Origin of the sequence: Kistimonas scapharcae, from assembly GCF_039540975.1 — a bacterium.
In the GTDB taxonomy this organism is placed as follows: domain Bacteria; phylum Pseudomonadota; class Gammaproteobacteria; order Pseudomonadales; family Endozoicomonadaceae; genus Kistimonas; species Kistimonas scapharcae.
In genome coordinates this window covers 1-17,055 of sequence record NZ_BAABFL010000415.1, presented here as the reverse complement: position 1 = coordinate 17,055, position 17,055 = coordinate 1, and the positions used below count along the sequence as shown (strand labels likewise).

Genomic DNA, 17,055 nt, shown 5'->3' with positions numbered 1-17,055 from the left:
TTTGCCTGAAGAGCACAGGGGACGCTCTCTTCATTCAATTTAGCCTTACTTCTTCAGATCGTTAAGCGGGAGTTAAGGTCTATTATTCGGACTTTTTTTATTCCTAACCAGAATGAACCGACTCGCCTTAAACTACGCAGATCAAATGAACAAAGAACTGGAAGAAAAAAACAGCCATTTAGAAAAAGCAAACAAAATAAAATCAGAATTTCTCGCCGTAGTCAGCCACGAGCTCAGAACCCCACTGACCTCAATTAAAGGGGCCCTTGGAATTGCCCAAAAACTCTCTCACCAACTGCCACAAGAAACACAAAACATACTCGATATTGCACATAAAAACAGTGAGCGACTCAGCCATCTGGTGAATGATATTCTGGATGTGGAAAAACTGGCTGAAGACAAAATCACATTTGACATCACCACCATTAATGTCGACGAATTCATTAAAGAACTTACGAAAAACCAGTCTGTCTACTGCACAATGCACCATTCAAACATTGTTTTTGATGGTAATGCCACAGGCGTAAAAATTAACGCTGACAAAGCCAGACTGGATCAGGTGATCACAAACCTCGTATCGAATGCCGCCAAGTTCTCCCCTGAAAACAGTGATATCATCATACGCACTCAAGCGAAAGATAAAAAATTAAGAATAGAAGTAATTGATCAAGGACCAGGCATCCCTGACGATTTCAAAGAGAAAATTTTTCAACGATTCTCCCAGGCAGACTCATCCTCCACACGCTCAGCCCAAGGAGCAGGCCTTGGCCTCTATATCTGCAAAAAAATCATAACAAACCTGGGCGGGCGCATTAATTTTGAAAACAATAAGACTAAAGGAAGTGTTTTTTATATTGAGTTTGACTTATAAAACAATCAGAAGAAAAACAAGGCTTCACAAAGCCCTCTGTTGTATTAATCACAAAAACGGTTTATTCAGCTTTTGCAACCAGAAGCCATCAGAAATAAAAATACCTATGCATGCGCAATTTACTCAAACCTTTTTTCTGCCAAAAGCCCCTCAATATGATTAATGATCATCTCCACCCGTTGAGGCACCTGCTGAAACCGGCGCTTAAGCAAATAAAGGGTTTCACTCACAGGATTTGATAAGTGATGCACGGCAATGCTCGCCTGCTGCGGGAATGCCGCCACCGCATGAGCGGGTAATACGGTAAACCCAAGGCCTCGACTCACCGGCTCGAGAATCAGTCCGATCTGGTTTGAGAATCCGCGCTGTGTAAACTGGCTAATCTGTTCAAAACAGGGAAAGTTGGCGCCCAGCAAAAGGGATGCATGGTGTGCACCATCCGGGTGATTAATAAACCCCAGCCTTTCCAGTGCTTCCCAGGTGACAGCCCCACCCCCAGCAGGCATCGCCAGCAACAGCGGCTCACTGCTTATCGGCACACAGCTAAGCTCTGCTCGCGTACTGGTACGCGTCACAAATCCCAGGTCCCGCCGGTTTTCAACCAATGACTGCTCCACACTGTCATTAGGCGCAAAGACATAATCCATCGATAACCCCGGATGCGCCCGCTGATAGTCCAACAAAGCCGGATATAACTTCAGCCCAAGACTCCCTGGGGAAGCAATTCGAATCACGCCCTCCCAGGGGGAGTCTGTCCGGACGCTGCGATCCAGCTCACCCAGCATCGCCAGCGCCTGCCGGGCTTGCCGGTGAACCTGCTGTCCTGCATCGGTGAGATCAAACTGCTTGCCACGCCGATTCAACAATACACACCCGTAGTAGTCTTCCAGCTTACGGATATGTTGACTGACACCCGGCTGGGTCATGGCCAGCTTCTCGGCCGTTCGCGTGAAATGACCGGTTTCCACCAGCGCACAGAAGGTTTGCAACCAAAGAAGATTAACCATAACAAGTTATTATCAAAAACAGTCCAAATGATAATTTAACTATTTAAAACGGCGTTTATACACTCTGCCCATCGATTTTAAAAACACATGAGAGAGAACAGATTATGACGCCTTATCCACGCACATTTTCCCATATCGGTATTTCAGTCACCGATCTGGACAAAGCCGTAGAATTCTACACACAGGTGTTGGGCTGGTACCTGATCATGAAACCGACAGAAATCACTGAAGATGACTCTGCCATCGGCCAGATGTGCACCGACGTCTTTGGTGCGGGCTGGGAGCGTTTCCGCATCGCCCACCTGTCAACCGGCGACCGGATTGGCGTGGAACTGTTTGAATTCAACAATGCAGTGCAGCGTGAAGACAACTTTGAATACTGGAAAAGCGGCGTGTTCCACTTCTGTGTCCAGGATCCTGATGTAGAAGGGCTGGCTGCACGAATTGTAGAGGCCGGTGGTAAGCAGCGGATGCCGGTGCGGGAATACTATCCGGGCGAGAAGCCTTACCGAATGGTGTATATGGAAGACCCGTTTGGCAATATTCTGGAAATCTACAGCCATAGCTACGAACTGACGTATAGCACTGGTGCTTACTAAGCACCGCCTGGCTGCCAGCTCCTACTGACTGGCAGCCAACACTTAACCACCAATCTGTGCCAACTGCCGCGTAGTCCCCGTATACCCATGCTCCAGAAAGTGCCCATCCTGCTTAAAGTTCAACTGTCGGCGAATATCCGCAACCAGCGCCTCCAGATCATCATCAGACTGAAGCAACGGGCGCAGGTCGTAACCGCCATCCGCAAAAAGACACAATTGCAATTGACCGGTGGCACTGACACGCAGCCGGTTGCATTGACGACAAAAGTCCGGTGAATAGGGCATGATCAAACCGATTCGCCCCTGATAATCCGGATGACAGAATTCCTGGGCAGGACCTGCATCAGCAAGACGTATGACTTCTGTCCAGCCCCGTGCCACCAGCTGTTCACGAATGACCGTTCCAGACACATGGTGTTGCTGAAAGAATTCACGGTGGTCGCCGGTTTCCATGAGCTCGATAAAACGCACACTGACCGGCTGCACCTTGATCCAGTCAAGGTAGCGATCCAGATCACCGTCGTTCAGACCACGCATCAATACCGCATTGACCTTCGCTCCCGTCAGGCCACGCTCAAAGGCTTTCTGCATACCGGTCAGGATCTCCTGAAGCCGGTCATGCCCAGTAATCGCCTGAAAGGTGCGCGGATCAAGGCTGTCGACACTGAGATTCAAGGCATCCAACCCTGCATCCAGCCAGCCATCTATACGCTGCGGCAACTTGTAACCATTGGTGGTAACAGCTACTTTTCGAATACCCGGTACAGATTTTATGGTATGGATAATGTCGGTGAAATCGCGCCGCAGCGAAGGCTCTCCACCGGTCAGGCGGATTTTTTCGGTACCCAGGCGTGCAAACGCCGTCACCAGACGACGAATTTCGGGCAACGTCAACGCATCACCATGATGGTGGTCTTGGCAGCCATCCGGCAGACAGTAGTTACAGCGGAAGTTGCACAGGTCAGTGACTGACAGGCGCAAATAGGGAAATGTCCGTCCCTGACGGTCTTGCAATACGGTCATGGAACACCTTTCCAAGATCGGGAGGCCAGAGAATTTCTTCTCAGGCCCTGGCGGCAGGTCAACAAATGCTGACAGCCACGGCTGTAGAACCCTGTACCTGTATCAGGTATTTAGGCAGAACAGCTCGGCGCTCATTGTTATGTCTCAAACGCATCATAACGCGACTTGGATAGAAGAAGCTATTGTGAAATAGCGTCAGGCCAGACCGGCCTTGCGCAATAGACATTGCGCTGCTTGTACCCCTTGCTGCAACCAGCCGCTGTCGCTGCCGGCGGTCACCAGTTGGAACCCCTTCTGCGCCATTGCCACGGCATACTCCGCTGAAAGGCAATGCATCCCAGCCGGGACGTTATAGTGCTGCGCCCTTGCCAGAATATGACCAATGGCATCCAGCACCGGCTGCTCATAAGTATCTGGCGCAGGCTGGCATCCCAGTGCATACGAGAGATCATAGGGGCCGATATAAACCCCCCCCAGGCCCGGCACCTGCAGAATACGATCAAGATTAGCCAGTGCTTCACGGGTCTCAATCATTGCGATGGGAAGGACATAATCGTTGGCCAGTACAGGATAATCCGCCCCGTAACAAGTTTCTGCCCGCAGCGGGCCAAAGCTTCGCTCACCGGCTGGCGGATAGTGACAATAACGCACCAGCGCCTCCACCTCTTCCGGAGTATTGATCATTGGACAGATAATGCCCCATGCACCGGCATCCAGCATCTTCATCGCCATGTCAGGTGCCAGCCAGGGGATTCGCACCAAGGGCGTTGCAGGCGTGGTTGCAATCGCCTGCAACATCGACAACGCGGTTTCGTAACCAATAGCGCCGTGCTGCATATCAATGGTCAGTGCGTCAAATCCCTGTTGCGCAACCATTTCTGCTGTTAATGCGGATGGCAGCGTTAACCAACTGTTCATGGCGGCCCTGCCATTGCCCCACTGCTCCCGGATTCTGACCGTTTTCATCATACCCAGCCCCCTTGATCCTGCATGAAAGACGCCATTTTAGTCGTCTCATTGAACCTGTTATCGGGAAAAACATAGAATTCAGCAGTCATTATCGACATTCGAATAACAGGAACATTAGCGGCTGACTGAGGATCTTTCCGGGTATACCCTTCAAACGGGCTCATTTGCCGCTATCCTCTGCAGAAATCGCCCATGGAACCGTGCTAATGAATAGATCACTCGCCGCACCCCTTCTGGCACTATCGCTCAGCGTTCCAACAACCTGCCTGGCAGAAGAAGATTCCCCTTACCCACTGGCCGATGCCGAAATGCACTACGTCAATTTCATGCAGGAAAGTGACGGCATGGAGAAACTGTTAAACGCCATGGACCAGGCCGATGTCACCGACACCATGCTGACCGGCATGGCTGTCACCAAGAAGTGGAAAGAGACCGCACCAGAACGTCCACGCTATTACCAGGGGGATGATAGCCCCGTGTACTGGTATGCCGCGACCGATGAGCTGGTAGCACGCGCCATTGAAGGGCTCCCCAAAGAACAGCAAAAACGGTTCCATCCCTTTCTTAGCGGCTTTAACCCCACCGACCTGAACGCGGTGGATCATATTGATCGCATGCTGCAATGGCGTCCCGCCTTCTGGCAAGGGATTGGTGAAGTGCTCACCCGCCATGATGACTTGACCGCGCTGACCGAAGGCGAAAAACCCCGCGCCAACCATGAAGCCATGCACCGGGTTTACCGGCTGGCTGCCAAACACCACCTGCCTGTATTACTGCATACCAATATCACCTCCGCCCGAGAAGATCGTCCTCTTTATCTGAAAGAACTGAAAGAAGCCTTGACCCAGAATCCCAACACAACATTCATCTGGGCTCATGCCGGAACCAGCTCAACCACCATACGCCGTAATGACATGGATTTTCTTCCAACACTGGTGAAACAGTTGTTAAAAGATCACAACAATCTCTACATTCTGCTTTCCTGGACGGCTGAAGAATTGATCTATAAAAAAGAGGGCACGCCAGACCCGGCCTGGGTGAAGATGGTCAAACACTACCCTGATCGTTTCATGCTGGGATCTGACCTTGTGGGTCGCTTTGACAGCCTTCCAAAAACCATGGACGACTTTCAGCCATTTCTGGATGCACTGCCGGAACCCGTCGCACGCAAAGTCGCCAGGGAAAACTTCCTTGATCTGCTACCACGCAACCGATGAGCAAAAGCCCCTTCAGAACATCGGTTTAATTCTCCCGGTACAGACCATACAATGCAGGGTTATTTACCCCGCCGGAATAGCCATGAAGATTACGGTCAATAACGAACCCTATCTCAGCGAAGAAACACTCAGCCTGAGTCAGCTTCTTACCAATCTCGCCATAGAAGGCAATGGCATTGCCGTGGCGGTCAACGAAGATATTGTCAGTCGCAGCCTGTGGGACGGACAGAGCCTGTGTGACGGTGATCGGGTCATCGTCATCAAGGCAACTGCCGGCGGCTGATGACGCTTAGTCAAAACATCGAACACCTCTCTCTTTCTATAACATTAAGTAGACCATCCATGCTGACCATTGCGGATCAATCCTTCACATCCCGCCTGTTACTGGGCACCGGTAAATTCAACGACCAAACGACCATGGTCGATGCCGTCAAAGCGTCTGGCACAGAGCTGGTCACCATGGCCATGAAACGGGTTGATCTGCAACAGCAAGAGGACGATATCCTAGGCCCACTGCAGCAGGCCTGCGATGTTCGACTACTGCCCAACACCTCTGGCGCACGCACCGCAGAAGAAGCCGTCTTTGCGGCCAAACTGGCCCGTGAAGCCCTGCAGACACCACTGCTCAAACTGGAAATCCACCCGGATCCCCGCTACCTGATGCCAGACCCGGTGGAAACCCTGAAAGCTGCAGAAGCGTTGGTCAAACTGGGCTTTATTGTCTTCCCTTACGTGCATGCCGACCCAGTCATCTGTAAACGGCTGGAAGATGCCGGCTGCGCTACCGTCATGCCCCTGGCAGCCCCTATTGGCAGCAACCTGGGCATCCGCACCCGGGATTTCCTCGAAATCATCATTGAGCAAAGCAGTGTGCCGGTGATTGTGGATGCGGGTATCGGCAGCCCGTCCGATGCAGCACAAGCCATGGAAATGGGCGCCGACGCTGTACTGGTCAACAGCGCCATCGCTGTCGCCGGTGACCCAATCAGCATGGCTGATGCCTTCCGCAAGGCTGTGGAAGCCGGGCGCCAAGCCTACGAAAGCGGTTTGGGCGGTCGCCGCCTGGAGGCCGCTGCCACCAGCCCACTGACAGGATTTCTGGACCTATGAGCTTTAGTGATGTTTTTCGGCAGCTTGCCTGGGAAGACCTTAAGCTGCAGATATACCAGAAAACATCGATGGATGTTCAGCGGGCGCTGCGGGCCAGAAAGCGAAACCTGCAGGATTTCATGGCGCTGATTTCACCGGCAGCAGAACCTTTTCTGGAGGAAATGGCCCAGGAAAGCTACCGGTTGACCCGCCAACGTTTTGGTAAAACCATTCAACTGTATGTCCCTCTCTACCTGTCCAACAAGTGCAACAATATCTGCACCTATTGCGGTTTCAGCCTGGATAATCATATCCGCCGGGTCACTCTGTCAACGGAACAGCTGCACAGGGAAGCCCAGGCGATCCGCAAGATGGGCTTTGAGCATGTTCTACTTCTGACCGGTGAGGCGCCAGGGACGGTCGGGATGCCCTATTTCCGCGAAGCCCTCCCCTTGCTGAAAGACTATTTCGCCCATATCAGCATGGAAGTACAGCCACTGGAACAGCTCGAGTATGAAGAGCTGATCAGTCTTGGCATGGACGCGGTGATGATCTACCAGGAAACCTACCACCAGAGCGCCTATGCCCAATACCATCTGCGTGGTAACAAACAGGATTTCTTTTACCGCCTGGAAACCGCTGACCGCCTCGGTAAAGCGGGTATCAAAAAGATCGGCATCGGCTCCCTCATTGGCCTGGAAAACTGGCGTACCGATGTTTTCTTCACCGCTACACACCTGGATTACCTGCAGCGCCACTACTGGCAGACACGGTACTCCATCTCATTCCCTCGCCTTCGCCCCTGTGAAGGCGAAGAGCAACCCCGCTCCCTGATGAACGAACGGCAACTGGTGCAATTGATCTGTGCATGGCGCCTGTTCGCGCCCGAGGTGGAACTGTCACTTTCAACCCGTGAATCACAGGTATTCAGGAACCATGTGGTGAATCTCGGCATTACGACCATGAGTGCAGCGTCCTCTACACAGCCTGGGGGCTATGCTGACCCGGAGCAGAAAGCCCTGGAGCAGTTTGCGATTGATGACAATCGCTCGGCATCGGAAGTCGCCGCCATGATTAAAGCGAGCAATCTGGAAGTGGTTTGGAAAGATCACGAGTTACGCACGCATTGATGCAGGCAATTGGCCGTATTGGACAAGACATGCTCTCGCCCAATACGCCAGGCAATCCCTATCATTTGCCTTTACTACAAGCGGTCTTATGACTGCAGTTTTTCAGCGACAGTGGGCGGAATCATCTGGTAAAGAGAAGAGGCCGCCAGCGGCTTGCCATCCGCCTGCTTGCGCGCCTGCCGCTCTTCCCACATCTTCAGTTTTTTCAGAGGAATCCCGTTTTTACCCAGCTCAAGTTCTCTGACCAGATCCTTCTTGTTCTTGGTCACGATGGTGACCGTGTACCCTTCATCCGTCGCTGTCACTTTGCCGACCTCAACCTTGTCATTCCCTCGCTGGAGTAGTCTTGCCTCCATCAGGGTACGGATTTCGTCGGCTGTATATTCACGATCCATCATGGCCTTGCCATGATGTCCGGACATACCCTTGTGATAGCCACGAACATTACAATGGTTGCCATCATTCTCACCCTGCCATGCCATGGCAGAGCCTGAAGCCATGATTGCCGCCAGAGCCAGTGCTAAAGTTTGCTTTTTCATACGTATCACCTTCTCATGCTGCTTGTTTTATGTGATGGATTGACACCGGCTTACCAACCAGCGCAATTCGCCATCCCTCGACAGCAACAATTAAACCGCCACGGTGTAACCGATTTATCCCAGCCGCTGACTTTATTGTCTAAAAGTGTGACAACCCGGTTTTGGTTAACGACATTCTGCGACATTTTGATACAGCTTACGCCTGTCTCAAGAGAATATAATGGGCACAGTTACGTAAGACAGAAGACCAATGCCATGGATCATCCGGGACACACAGACACCTCAGGCCATATCTTAGTGGTTGACGACCACCACGAGATTCGTGATCTCCTGGGCCGCTACCTGCAGCAGCACGGTTATCGCACCAGTCTGGCCGACGGAGGACGGACGATGCGCAGTATCCTCAAGGAAGGTGGTATTGACCTTATCGTGCTGGACCTGATGATGCCTGAGGAAGATGGCCTGAGCCTGTGCCGTCACGTCCGGGAGCAGGATGGACCACCGATCATCATGCTGACGGCCATGGGCGAAGAGACCGACCGGATTGTCGGACTGGAAATGGGTGCTGATGACTATGTCACCAAACCCTTCAGCCCCCGGGAACTGTTGGCCCGTATCAAGGCAGTACTGCGATGGGCGCAACGCATGGCCGCTGAACCACAGCCTGAAACAGACAGTAACCGGCTCCTGTTTGATCGCTGGGTGCTGGATGTTCACCAGCGCCAGTTGGAAAACCGGGAAGGCGTCGTATTACCGCTGAGCACGGCTGAACATCGCCTGTTGACCACCTTTATTCACCATCCACGCCGCGTGCTGAGTCGGGATCAACTGCTGGATCTCACCAAGGGGCGCGAGGCCATGCCCTTTGACCGTAGCATCGATAACCAGGTCAGCCGGTTGAGAAAGAAAATTGAGGAGGATCCTCGCAACCCAACGTTAATCAAAACAGTATGGGGCGGTGGTTACATGTTTACGCCCGAGGTCACGGAACAGTAATGGCATTTCTTAAACGACTGTGGCCATCCAGTCTGGCCGGACAGATGGTCATTGTCGTTCTTATCACGCTGCTGTCAGCCCAGGCGATCAGCCTCTGGGTGCTCTCCAGCGCGCACCGCAATGTGATCTACGATGCCAGCGAACTGCAACTGATCCAGCGCACTATCATCCTGACCCGTTTACTGGATGAAACACCGGAGGTTTATCACAGCCGAATGGTCAAGGCTGCCAGCACGGCGCCGGCCACGTTCTGGCTGGCCAGCAACAGCCATATTCCCGAAGACGCCGAGTCACGACTGGATCAGCGGTTTATCGCCAAACTCAGCCGGGAACTGGGTGAACCATACCGTGGACGCGTACGCGCCTGGTTAAGTCGCTATGGCAAACCCCATTGCATGCATCCCAGCCACAGAAGGAACCCAGATGAATGGGCTAATAAGAGTAGTCGTACTTGCAGGAACCCTTCACACCGGCGGTTTGAGTCTCACTCAGGCAAACCTGCTACACCTTTTGTGAATTTCTCCATCCAGCTGAATGATGGGCAATGGTTAAACCTCTCAGCCAGAACGCCATCCATTCCGCCGCTGGTCGCCCGGCAAACCGGCCTGTTTCTGCTACTCAGTGGTCTAATGCTGATGCTGGTGATTATTCTGATGGTCAGGCGCATCACCCGGCCCCTGGGAGAGCTGACCCAGTCAGCCAACCGTCTTGGCCTGGGCGAAACCGTCACAGCCATTGAAGAACGGGGTCCAAAGGATATTCGTCAGACGATTCATGCATTTAATCGAATGCATGAACGTCTGCAACGCTTTGTTGCTGACCGCACCCGTATGCTTGCAGCACTCTCACACGATTTGCGAACCCCGATTACCACTTTGAGATTGCGGATAGAGCTGCTGGAAGATTCTCCGGAGAAAGAGCGATTACTTGCCACACTGGAAGAAATGCAGGCCATGACGGAAGCGACGCTCTCTTTTGCCAGGGAAGCCGCCAAGCAGGAAGACACTCGTCGTGTGGATATCAATGCCCTGACAGCCAGTATCTGTGATGATCTGGAAGAGCTCGGGATGCCGGTCACCTTTCATGAAGGCCCGGATGCCGTGTTGTCCTGCCGCCCTGTCAGCCTGACGAGGGCGATCCGTAATCTGGTCGAAAATGCCGTCAAATACGGTGAATCTGCCGATGTCTCGCTGAGCCATGACAATCAGGGCATCCGTCTGACCATCATTGACAAAGGCCCAGGCATTCCCGAGGCGATGACGGAGAAAGTTTTCGAACCATTTTACCGACTGGAAAGCTCACGCAATCGCGACACGGGGGGGATAGGGCTTGGCCTCGCAATTACCCGTACCATTATCCACAATCATGGTGGCAATATTACACTAAAGAATCTTAACCCGGGTCTTCAGGTCACAGTCACACTGCCCGGAGAATAGAAACAACAAACATCTTCAGACACACAAAAAAACAGGAACATTATGGGGCGACTATAGCCAGCAATAGGTATTTCACCCTGTATCGCGTGCAATATCGCTTACCCCATAATCCACAGAAATTGTGGATAAGCCTGTTGTTTACTTTTGAAATTCAATGCAATCCCCAGAAATCACGAGCCTGCTGACAAACTGCTCACCTTTTAAACAGATTTGTTTTACCTTACTGCCATACCGTTATAAACGACACAGGATTTCTGTTCATTTCTGTTCATACAACACTTATAACAAGGTACAGCTTGTTACACTGACGTCGATAAAAAAACAATCCTGCATAATAGCCAACTTTTACTCAAAGGATTGTTATATACTTGAACTTACTGCACCTAAATTCGTACCATCATTCAATATAAGACGGGTGCTCGGTACGAAGGCAACGTTTCAGGGAAAAGCAGTCAGGACCTGCAGGTTAAGGACAGCAATCGCAGGCAACAGAAACATAATCGGGCAGTAGCATGAGCAAACAAGAAGCCATCAAAGTGCCAAGCAAGCTGGACACCGCTCTGGACGCCATACGCGCAGTCAAGGATGTCGCCAGCCTGGTTAAAGAGCGCTCCCTGCTTAACAGGGCCCCCAAGGGCGATGGCCACTCGGTCATGGTATTGCCTGGCTTTATGACCAGCGATCCTGCCACCGCATTCCTGCGCAAGCAACTCCGAAAATTCGGGTATAACGCACAACCCTGGAAACTGGGCGTCAATCTTGGCCCTACCGGCAGTCGCGATATCGAAAATCTGTTATCCGAACGGGTCAAGGAGCTCTACCTCACATCCGGCCACCGCATCAGCCTGGTGGGCTGGAGCCTGGGCGGCGTTCTGGCCAGGGAAGTCGCCCGCAAGCACCCTGAAATGATCCGCCAGGTCATCACGCTTGCCAGCCCGATTGGCGGCTCCATGGAAAACACCAGCCTGTGGGACATCTACATCAAGATTTTCGGTCGCAACATGAGCAAGGAAGAGCTGGCAGAGCGGGTGGAAAAAATCCGCCACCCGGTTCCCGGTGTGGCCTTCACGTCCATTTATACCAAGCAGGATGGCGTGGTTGCCTGGCAGATCGCCAAAGTGGATGAAACTGAGCTGTCGCAAAACATTGCCGTTGGGGCCAGTCACCTCGGCATCATTTTCAATCCCCGCGCCCTGTATGTTATGGCAGACCGACTCGCCATGCCTGACAACCAATGGAAGCGTATGGATGAAGGCACCCTGCGTCTGCTGACCTGAAACGTCTGCATTATGTATAAATACTGGCAATGGCGGCAGCAGTTACTTATTATCCCTTCACGTTCAGCGACAGCCAGCACCCCCGACAGCAGGACGTTGCATTCCAGATCCCGCTGAGGCGTACGAACATTAATCCAGGTCAGCGCAAACTGCGCGTGATCCGGTACGCTTCAGAAATAACAAGGTGCTTCTTACCGGGAACGATTGACCGCCATGTACCAGGTCTCACCACAAGATAATCTTTTTCTCCATATGGAGAGCAGCAGTACCCCCATGCATGTAGGTCTGCTCTGTATCTATGACCAGAAGACCAGCAAATCCGGTCAGGTTCGTTTTAAGGAAATCATACGCACCTTCAAAACGCGCCTGCATAAACTGACCCCCTTACGGCTGCGCACAGTCAAGGTTCCCTTTAACCTGGATTATCCCTACTGGATTGAAGACCCGGACTTCGATATTGAGTATCACCTGCGCCATATATCCCTGCCAAAACCCGGGGACTGGCGTCAACTGTGCATCCAGGTTGCACGCCTTCATGCCCGACCGCTGGATCTGAACCGACCACTGTGGGAAGCCACGATCATCGAAGGACTGGACAATATCGAAGGGTTGCCCAAAGGCTGCTTTGCGATCCTTACCAAAGTACACCGGGCCATCATGGATCGTGAAATCGGCGGCCAGCTACTGGCAGCACTGCACGACCTGGACAGTGGCACCATAACGCAGATGCCGGATCGCCCGTTGACCGTTGAACGGGTTCCTACCAGTGTCGAACTGCTCAGCCGTGCAGCGGTCAACCGGGTCAAGATACTGGGTAGTTATGCCCATGTCGCACAACGCTATGCAGTGCCTCTCACCAAAGGGCTACTGAAAAACTGTCTGACCCGAAAGTCCTGCATCCGTTACGCCCCGCGCACCCGCTTTAATGAGCGGATTTCGTTCCATCGCTCATTTGATGGCATCACCTTCCCCCTGATGGCTATCAAGGCGATTCGCGATGCCCGCCCGCAAACTCGCTTCAATGATGTCATCATCGCTATTATTGCCGGTGGTTTGCGGAGTTACCTGCGCGCCAAGGGTGAATTACCGGATGAGTCACTGCGCGCCGTCTTCCCGGTGCCCGACCGTCCCGCCAAGACAAACGAAAAACGCGTACACCATTTTTCCTATGTGTTCCCACGACTCTTCACCGAGATCACGAACCCTCTGGAACGCCTGGAACGTATTGCCGCCCATATGGATCGGGCCCGTAACCAGTCTACCTGGCTGGACTGGCAGATCGCCGATGATGCCGCCAAACTCTTCCCCAACACGTTGGCGGATATGTCACTGAAGGCAGCGGTCACCTATCAGACCACCCGCCATGCGCACCCACTGTTTAATACTTTTATCAGTAGTGTGGCGGGGCCCCATATACCGCTGTACCACGTCGGCGCACGAATGGTGGCCAGTTACGGGCTGGATATGGTTTATGACACTGTCGGCCTTGCCCATACCGCCTTCAGTTACAACGGCAATATTGCTATTTCTGTGACAGCCTGTCGCAACATGATGCCGGATCCGGCGTTTTATATGGAATGCCTGCAGCAGTCGTTTGAAAAATTACAAAACGCAGTTATAGCCGTAGAACCTATAGAGGAAGGTGCATAGAGCGGAAGAAAAAAGCCGGCTGAGTCGCCGGCTAAAAAATCAGGACGCTTTCTTGGCTGCTACAGTCGTGCGAACAGGAGCCTTGGTCTTCTTTTCAGCAGCGGCCAGCGCTTTAACCGCCTTGCTCAGTTCTTCAATCTGGTGCGAAAGATCCTGAACGTCGTCGTCTTTTTCCAGACGAACGATCTCTTTCAGCTTGGCAATGGTTTCATTGATCTTGTCTTTGGCCTTGCCTTTCAGCTCTTCGACCTTGTCATTGGCGCGATCACGGACATCTTCGCCGTCTTCAACCAATTCCTCAAACAACTTTTTGCCTTCCTGGCCCAGCTTCTCATAACGGGCATATGCTCCAAGACCCGCAAGCCAGATTTTCTCGTACATATTCATTACTCCCCTGTATCATTTTAAATTACTGCCTGTACTGCGCTTCGAATTATATAGACTGCTATCACACACGTAAACATATGTAATCTTTGTATTCAGTAAGAAAAAAAGCGCTATTGAAATGACATTCAATGAATCTCATCGATATAATAAGCCTGAAAAACAACCTGTTAATCCTGACCAAAAGAACAGACTCCACAATGAAAGTAACTGCAAGACACCAATACACCGCTTCCGTAGAAGATATTTACGCATTCTTTGCATCCGAAAAAACGGTAAATGACAAATACGAAGCATTAGGATCCAGAAAGTTTCGTATCAAGGATCTCACTACAGGTCCGGACACCCTGACCATCGACAGTCGTCGCGAAGTCCCTGTTGGCGATGAAATCCCTGCAATGCTGAAAAAATTCGCCGGCGAATGGAACCGTGTCCGCCAGCGTGAAAACTGGAACAAGAACAGTGATGGCAGCTATTCCTGCAAACTGCGTATTGATATCGATGGCGTTCCCGTCAAAATCAACGGCGATATGACACTCCAACCAGAAGAAAATGGCTGTGTTAATATCGTCGAGATTGAAATCAACAGTAGCGTGCCATTGGTTGGAAAAGCATTAGCCGAATTTGTTGGTCAAAATACTGAACAGCAAATGGAAAGTGAATATCAATATATTCGCAGCACATCCGAGAAATAAAATCAAAAATAATCCATTGAATAAAGGAATACGGTATTCAATGGAACAAAAACAGCCGAATCAAACGTAACAATCAGCTGTGTTCAGCATATAAAGAAAGAGGGCTAATACAGCCCTCTTTTATTTTTTACGATTCTTTTACCTTAGCGACGTCATTCTCCATAGAGGATTCCGTTTGTTTTTCCTCTACTGACGACGTTGTTGCAGATTTTTTACGCACGCTTTTACGCGCAGTGGATTTCTTTTCTGCAACCGGCTTGGTGGTAGCAGCTTTTTCTGAACGCCCAGTTGTTGTCTTTGCTTCCGTAGCTACAGGCTTGGCAACCTTCGTGTCAGAATCTGCAACCTTCTTGTCGGATGCTTTTTTGATCGGTGTGACCACGTTCGTCTTTTTGGTCTCTCCCAGCAGTGCTTTCTGCATTTCCTTGAAGGAATAGCGCAGGCAATCCGCATAGAAGGCCGGATCTGGCATCATGTTACGACAGCACGTCACACTGATGGTGATGTTGCCGTTGTAGCTGAAGAGGATATGGAACAAGCCCATGGTGTCATAACAGATACCGCTACCATAGAAGCTGACCAGTTTGGCACCCGCATGGTACAGCGGCAGCTGGGGACCGGGTACGTTAGTGATCACGGTATTGAACAACGGTTTCACATAATTGGTGACGTTGTACTTTACTAGCGAACGCATGATCAGGTTGGTCACTGTCGTCGGCAACAGGGCGGCAGATTCCAGCGCCTGGCCGCCACCAAACTGTTCATTGGTATCTTTACCTGCGGCTGTTGCCTTATGGATAGCCTGCAACCGCTCAACCGTATCTTCGATATCGGTATAGATCTTCGGGAACATGAACGAGATCTGGTTACCCTGTTGGTTCTGCTTGGCATCGGGGCGCACAGAAATCGGCAGCATGCCGGTCATGGATTCTTCCGGTAGCTCCCCCTTGCTCTTGAGGTAGCGACGCAGAGCACCGGCCACGATATTCACCATCACATCATTCAGGGTGATGCCCGGCAACGCATTTTTGACCTTTTTGATCTCGGACAGATCAAACGACACGGCCTCGAAAACGCGGTGCGAACTGACCCGGTCATTAAAACGGGTTTTTGGCGCACTGAACAGATTACAACTCTGACCACTCAGCTTTTTCTTAACGATATTGGTCGCTGCAGGCAGCGCATAGCGTCCCAACACCTTCCCCTTGTTCATCACATTGCGAACACTGTTGAACGCCGCGCGACTCAACAACTCAACGCCGGTCGGTACACGATCCACGATCCAGGGCTTATCGGGCAGGTTGATCTTGGTGTTTGGACCAAGATCGTGCATAGCTGCCATCAACTGTGCACCAAAAACACCATCGACCAGCGCATGATGCACCTTGCTGACAATCGCAAAGCTGCCTTCCGGCAGGCCAGGTATCTTGTCCAGCCCCTCAATCACGTAGATTTCCCACGGCGGACGCCCCATATCCAGCGGACGGGCATGCAGACGCGCCACCTGGATACACAATTGCCGCCAGTCGCCGGGGTGCGGCAGAGCAATATGACGCAGATGGAATTCAATGTCGAAATCGGGATCAGAGATCCAGTACGGATAATCCAGCCCCATAGGCACATCAACCATGCGCGAACGCAGTGCTGGCACTTTCGGCAGACGGCTTTCGAAATAGCGGATGATATCCTTGAAACCGAGTTTTTCGCCCGGGACGGTGGACTGATCATAAATTCCAAGAGAACCGACATGCATCGGTGTACTGCCTGTTTCCAGGTTAAGGAATGCGGTATCAAGTGCGGATAGCTGCTCCATAGGCTCCTGCCTTGTGCGACGCTGGTGACTTCCTGCTACCTGTCGCGTGTTTATTGACGGATGAAAAAATTGGTTTGCAATTTTCATGTCAAAAAAAACAGGCGTCAACCGAAACCGCGATACTTGTCACAGAATAAACACTGAGATGCATGGATTAACGGAAAACAGACTGGACACACAGTTTCCATACACACCACTGACAAACATCGGTACACTAGGCGACAAGAGCACCGGTTTGAAGCAAGCACGGTGCTCGGCTGTCATGAAGGGTTAATTCAATACCTGAATCCGCGAGTTCACAGCTAAGAAATCGGCCTGAAAACCCCAGAGCCCAAGTCTTTTCGTATAAAATCCCCTGAT

17 protein-coding genes and 1 riboswitch are annotated in these 17,055 nt (G+C 51.7%); of the genes, 11 read left to right on the top strand and 6 right to left on the bottom strand.

The window, feature by feature from the left end:
- Positions 1 to 145: 145 nt before the first annotated feature.
- On the top strand, positions 146 to 871 hold the full coding sequence (locus ABD892_RS16130) for a sensor histidine kinase (RefSeq protein ID WP_345196942.1): 726 nt from the start codon (positions 146 to 148) through the stop codon (positions 869 to 871).
- 119 nt (positions 872 to 990) lie between these two features.
- Here the strand turns inward: ABD892_RS16130 and ABD892_RS16125 are convergent, their stop codons facing one another.
- Entirely contained in the window at positions 991 to 1,878 is an 888-nt protein-coding gene (locus ABD892_RS16125) for a LysR family transcriptional regulator (protein ID WP_345196941.1), read from the bottom strand.
- A gap of 101 nt (positions 1,879 to 1,979) precedes the next feature.
- Here ABD892_RS16125 and ABD892_RS16120 point away from each other — a divergent pair, with 101 nt between their 5' ends.
- The gene (locus ABD892_RS16120; protein WP_345196943.1) at positions 1,980 to 2,477 is read left to right on the top strand and encodes a lactoylglutathione lyase family protein; all 498 of its coding nucleotides are present in this window, start codon (positions 1,980 to 1,982) and stop codon (positions 2,475 to 2,477) included.
- Between the two features lie 42 nt (positions 2,478 to 2,519).
- Here ABD892_RS16120 and moaA read toward each other — a convergent pair whose 3' ends face one another.
- Positions 2,520 to 3,500: a GTP 3',8-cyclase MoaA gene (gene moaA, locus ABD892_RS16115; protein WP_345196940.1), complete on the bottom strand. Its 981-nt coding sequence runs from the start codon at positions 3,498 to 3,500 to the stop codon at positions 2,520 to 2,522.
- Positions 3,489 to 3,642: riboswitch (molybdenum cofactor riboswitch) on the bottom strand. Its footprint overlaps the gene before it by 12 nt.
- 53 nt (positions 3,643 to 3,695) lie before the next feature.
- Positions 3,696 to 4,469, bottom strand: coding sequence for an HpcH/HpaI aldolase family protein (locus tag ABD892_RS16110; protein ID WP_345196939.1), 774 nt, complete (start codon positions 4,467 to 4,469; stop codon positions 3,696 to 3,698).
- A gap of 206 nt (positions 4,470 to 4,675) precedes the next feature.
- Between ABD892_RS16110 and ABD892_RS16105 the strand changes: the two genes are divergently transcribed.
- The 4 genes from ABD892_RS16105 to thiH all read left to right on the top strand — a co-directional run bounded on the left by ABD892_RS16105 (position 4,676) and on the right by thiH (position 7,905).
- Positions 4,676 to 5,686 (top strand): amidohydrolase family protein, encoded by a 1,011-nt coding sequence (locus ABD892_RS16105; RefSeq protein WP_345196938.1) that lies wholly within the window; start codon positions 4,676 to 4,678, stop codon positions 5,684 to 5,686.
- 82 nt (positions 5,687 to 5,768) lie between these two features.
- Entirely contained in the window at positions 5,769 to 5,969 is a 201-nt protein-coding gene (gene thiS / locus ABD892_RS16100) for a sulfur carrier protein ThiS (protein ID WP_345196937.1), read from the top strand.
- Positions 5,970 to 6,028: 59 nt separating this feature from the next.
- A complete protein-coding gene (locus tag ABD892_RS16095; protein WP_345196936.1) occupies positions 6,029 to 6,796 on the top strand; it encodes a thiazole synthase in 768 nt (255 codons plus the stop codon).
- The gene (gene thiH / locus ABD892_RS16090) at positions 6,793 to 7,905 is read left to right on the top strand and encodes a 2-iminoacetate synthase ThiH (protein WP_345196935.1); all 1,113 of its coding nucleotides are present in this window, start codon (positions 6,793 to 6,795) and stop codon (positions 7,903 to 7,905) included. Before ABD892_RS16095 ends, thiH begins: the two co-directional genes overlap by 4 nt.
- Positions 7,906 to 7,991: 86 nt before the next feature.
- Here the strand turns inward: thiH and ABD892_RS16085 are convergent, their stop codons facing one another.
- On the bottom strand, positions 7,992 to 8,444 hold the full coding sequence (locus ABD892_RS16085; RefSeq protein ID WP_345196934.1) for a hypothetical protein: 453 nt from the start codon (positions 8,442 to 8,444) through the stop codon (positions 7,992 to 7,994).
- Between the two features lie 255 nt (positions 8,445 to 8,699).
- Between ABD892_RS16085 and ABD892_RS16080 the strand changes: the two genes are divergently transcribed.
- The 4 genes from ABD892_RS16080 to ABD892_RS16065 all read left to right on the top strand — a co-directional run bounded on the left by ABD892_RS16080 (position 8,700) and on the right by ABD892_RS16065 (position 13,803).
- The gene (locus ABD892_RS16080; protein WP_345196933.1) at positions 8,700 to 9,440 is read left to right on the top strand and encodes a response regulator; all 741 of its coding nucleotides are present in this window, start codon (positions 8,700 to 8,702) and stop codon (positions 9,438 to 9,440) included.
- Positions 9,440 to 10,876: a HAMP domain-containing sensor histidine kinase gene (locus ABD892_RS16075; protein ID WP_345196931.1), complete on the top strand. Its 1,437-nt coding sequence runs from the start codon at positions 9,440 to 9,442 to the stop codon at positions 10,874 to 10,876. Before ABD892_RS16080 ends, ABD892_RS16075 begins: the two co-directional genes overlap by 1 nt.
- Before the next feature lie 512 nt (positions 10,877 to 11,388).
- A complete protein-coding gene (locus ABD892_RS16070; protein ID WP_345196930.1) occupies positions 11,389 to 12,153 on the top strand; it encodes an alpha/beta hydrolase in 765 nt (254 codons plus the stop codon).
- Positions 12,154 to 12,366: 213 nt separating this feature from the next.
- On the top strand, positions 12,367 to 13,803 hold the full coding sequence (locus ABD892_RS16065) for a wax ester/triacylglycerol synthase family O-acyltransferase (protein WP_345196928.1): 1,437 nt from the start codon (positions 12,367 to 12,369) through the stop codon (positions 13,801 to 13,803).
- A 39-nt stretch (positions 13,804 to 13,842) separates the two neighbouring features.
- On the opposite strand, the gene ABD892_RS16060 is transcribed toward ABD892_RS16065, so the two are convergent.
- Positions 13,843 to 14,184, bottom strand: coding sequence for a phasin family protein (locus ABD892_RS16060; RefSeq protein ID WP_345196927.1), 342 nt, complete (start codon positions 14,182 to 14,184; stop codon positions 13,843 to 13,845).
- Positions 14,185 to 14,318: 134 nt separating this feature from the next.
- Here ABD892_RS16060 and ABD892_RS16055 point away from each other — a divergent pair, with 134 nt between their 5' ends.
- Positions 14,319 to 14,882, top strand: coding sequence for a DUF2505 domain-containing protein (locus tag ABD892_RS16055; protein ID WP_345196926.1), 564 nt, complete (start codon positions 14,319 to 14,321; stop codon positions 14,880 to 14,882).
- Between the two features lie 127 nt (positions 14,883 to 15,009).
- Here ABD892_RS16055 and ABD892_RS16050 read toward each other — a convergent pair whose 3' ends face one another.
- A complete protein-coding gene (locus ABD892_RS16050) occupies positions 15,010 to 16,695 on the bottom strand; it encodes a wax ester/triacylglycerol synthase family O-acyltransferase (RefSeq protein ID WP_345196924.1) in 1,686 nt (561 codons plus the stop codon).
- Positions 16,696 to 17,055 lie beyond the last annotated feature (360 nt).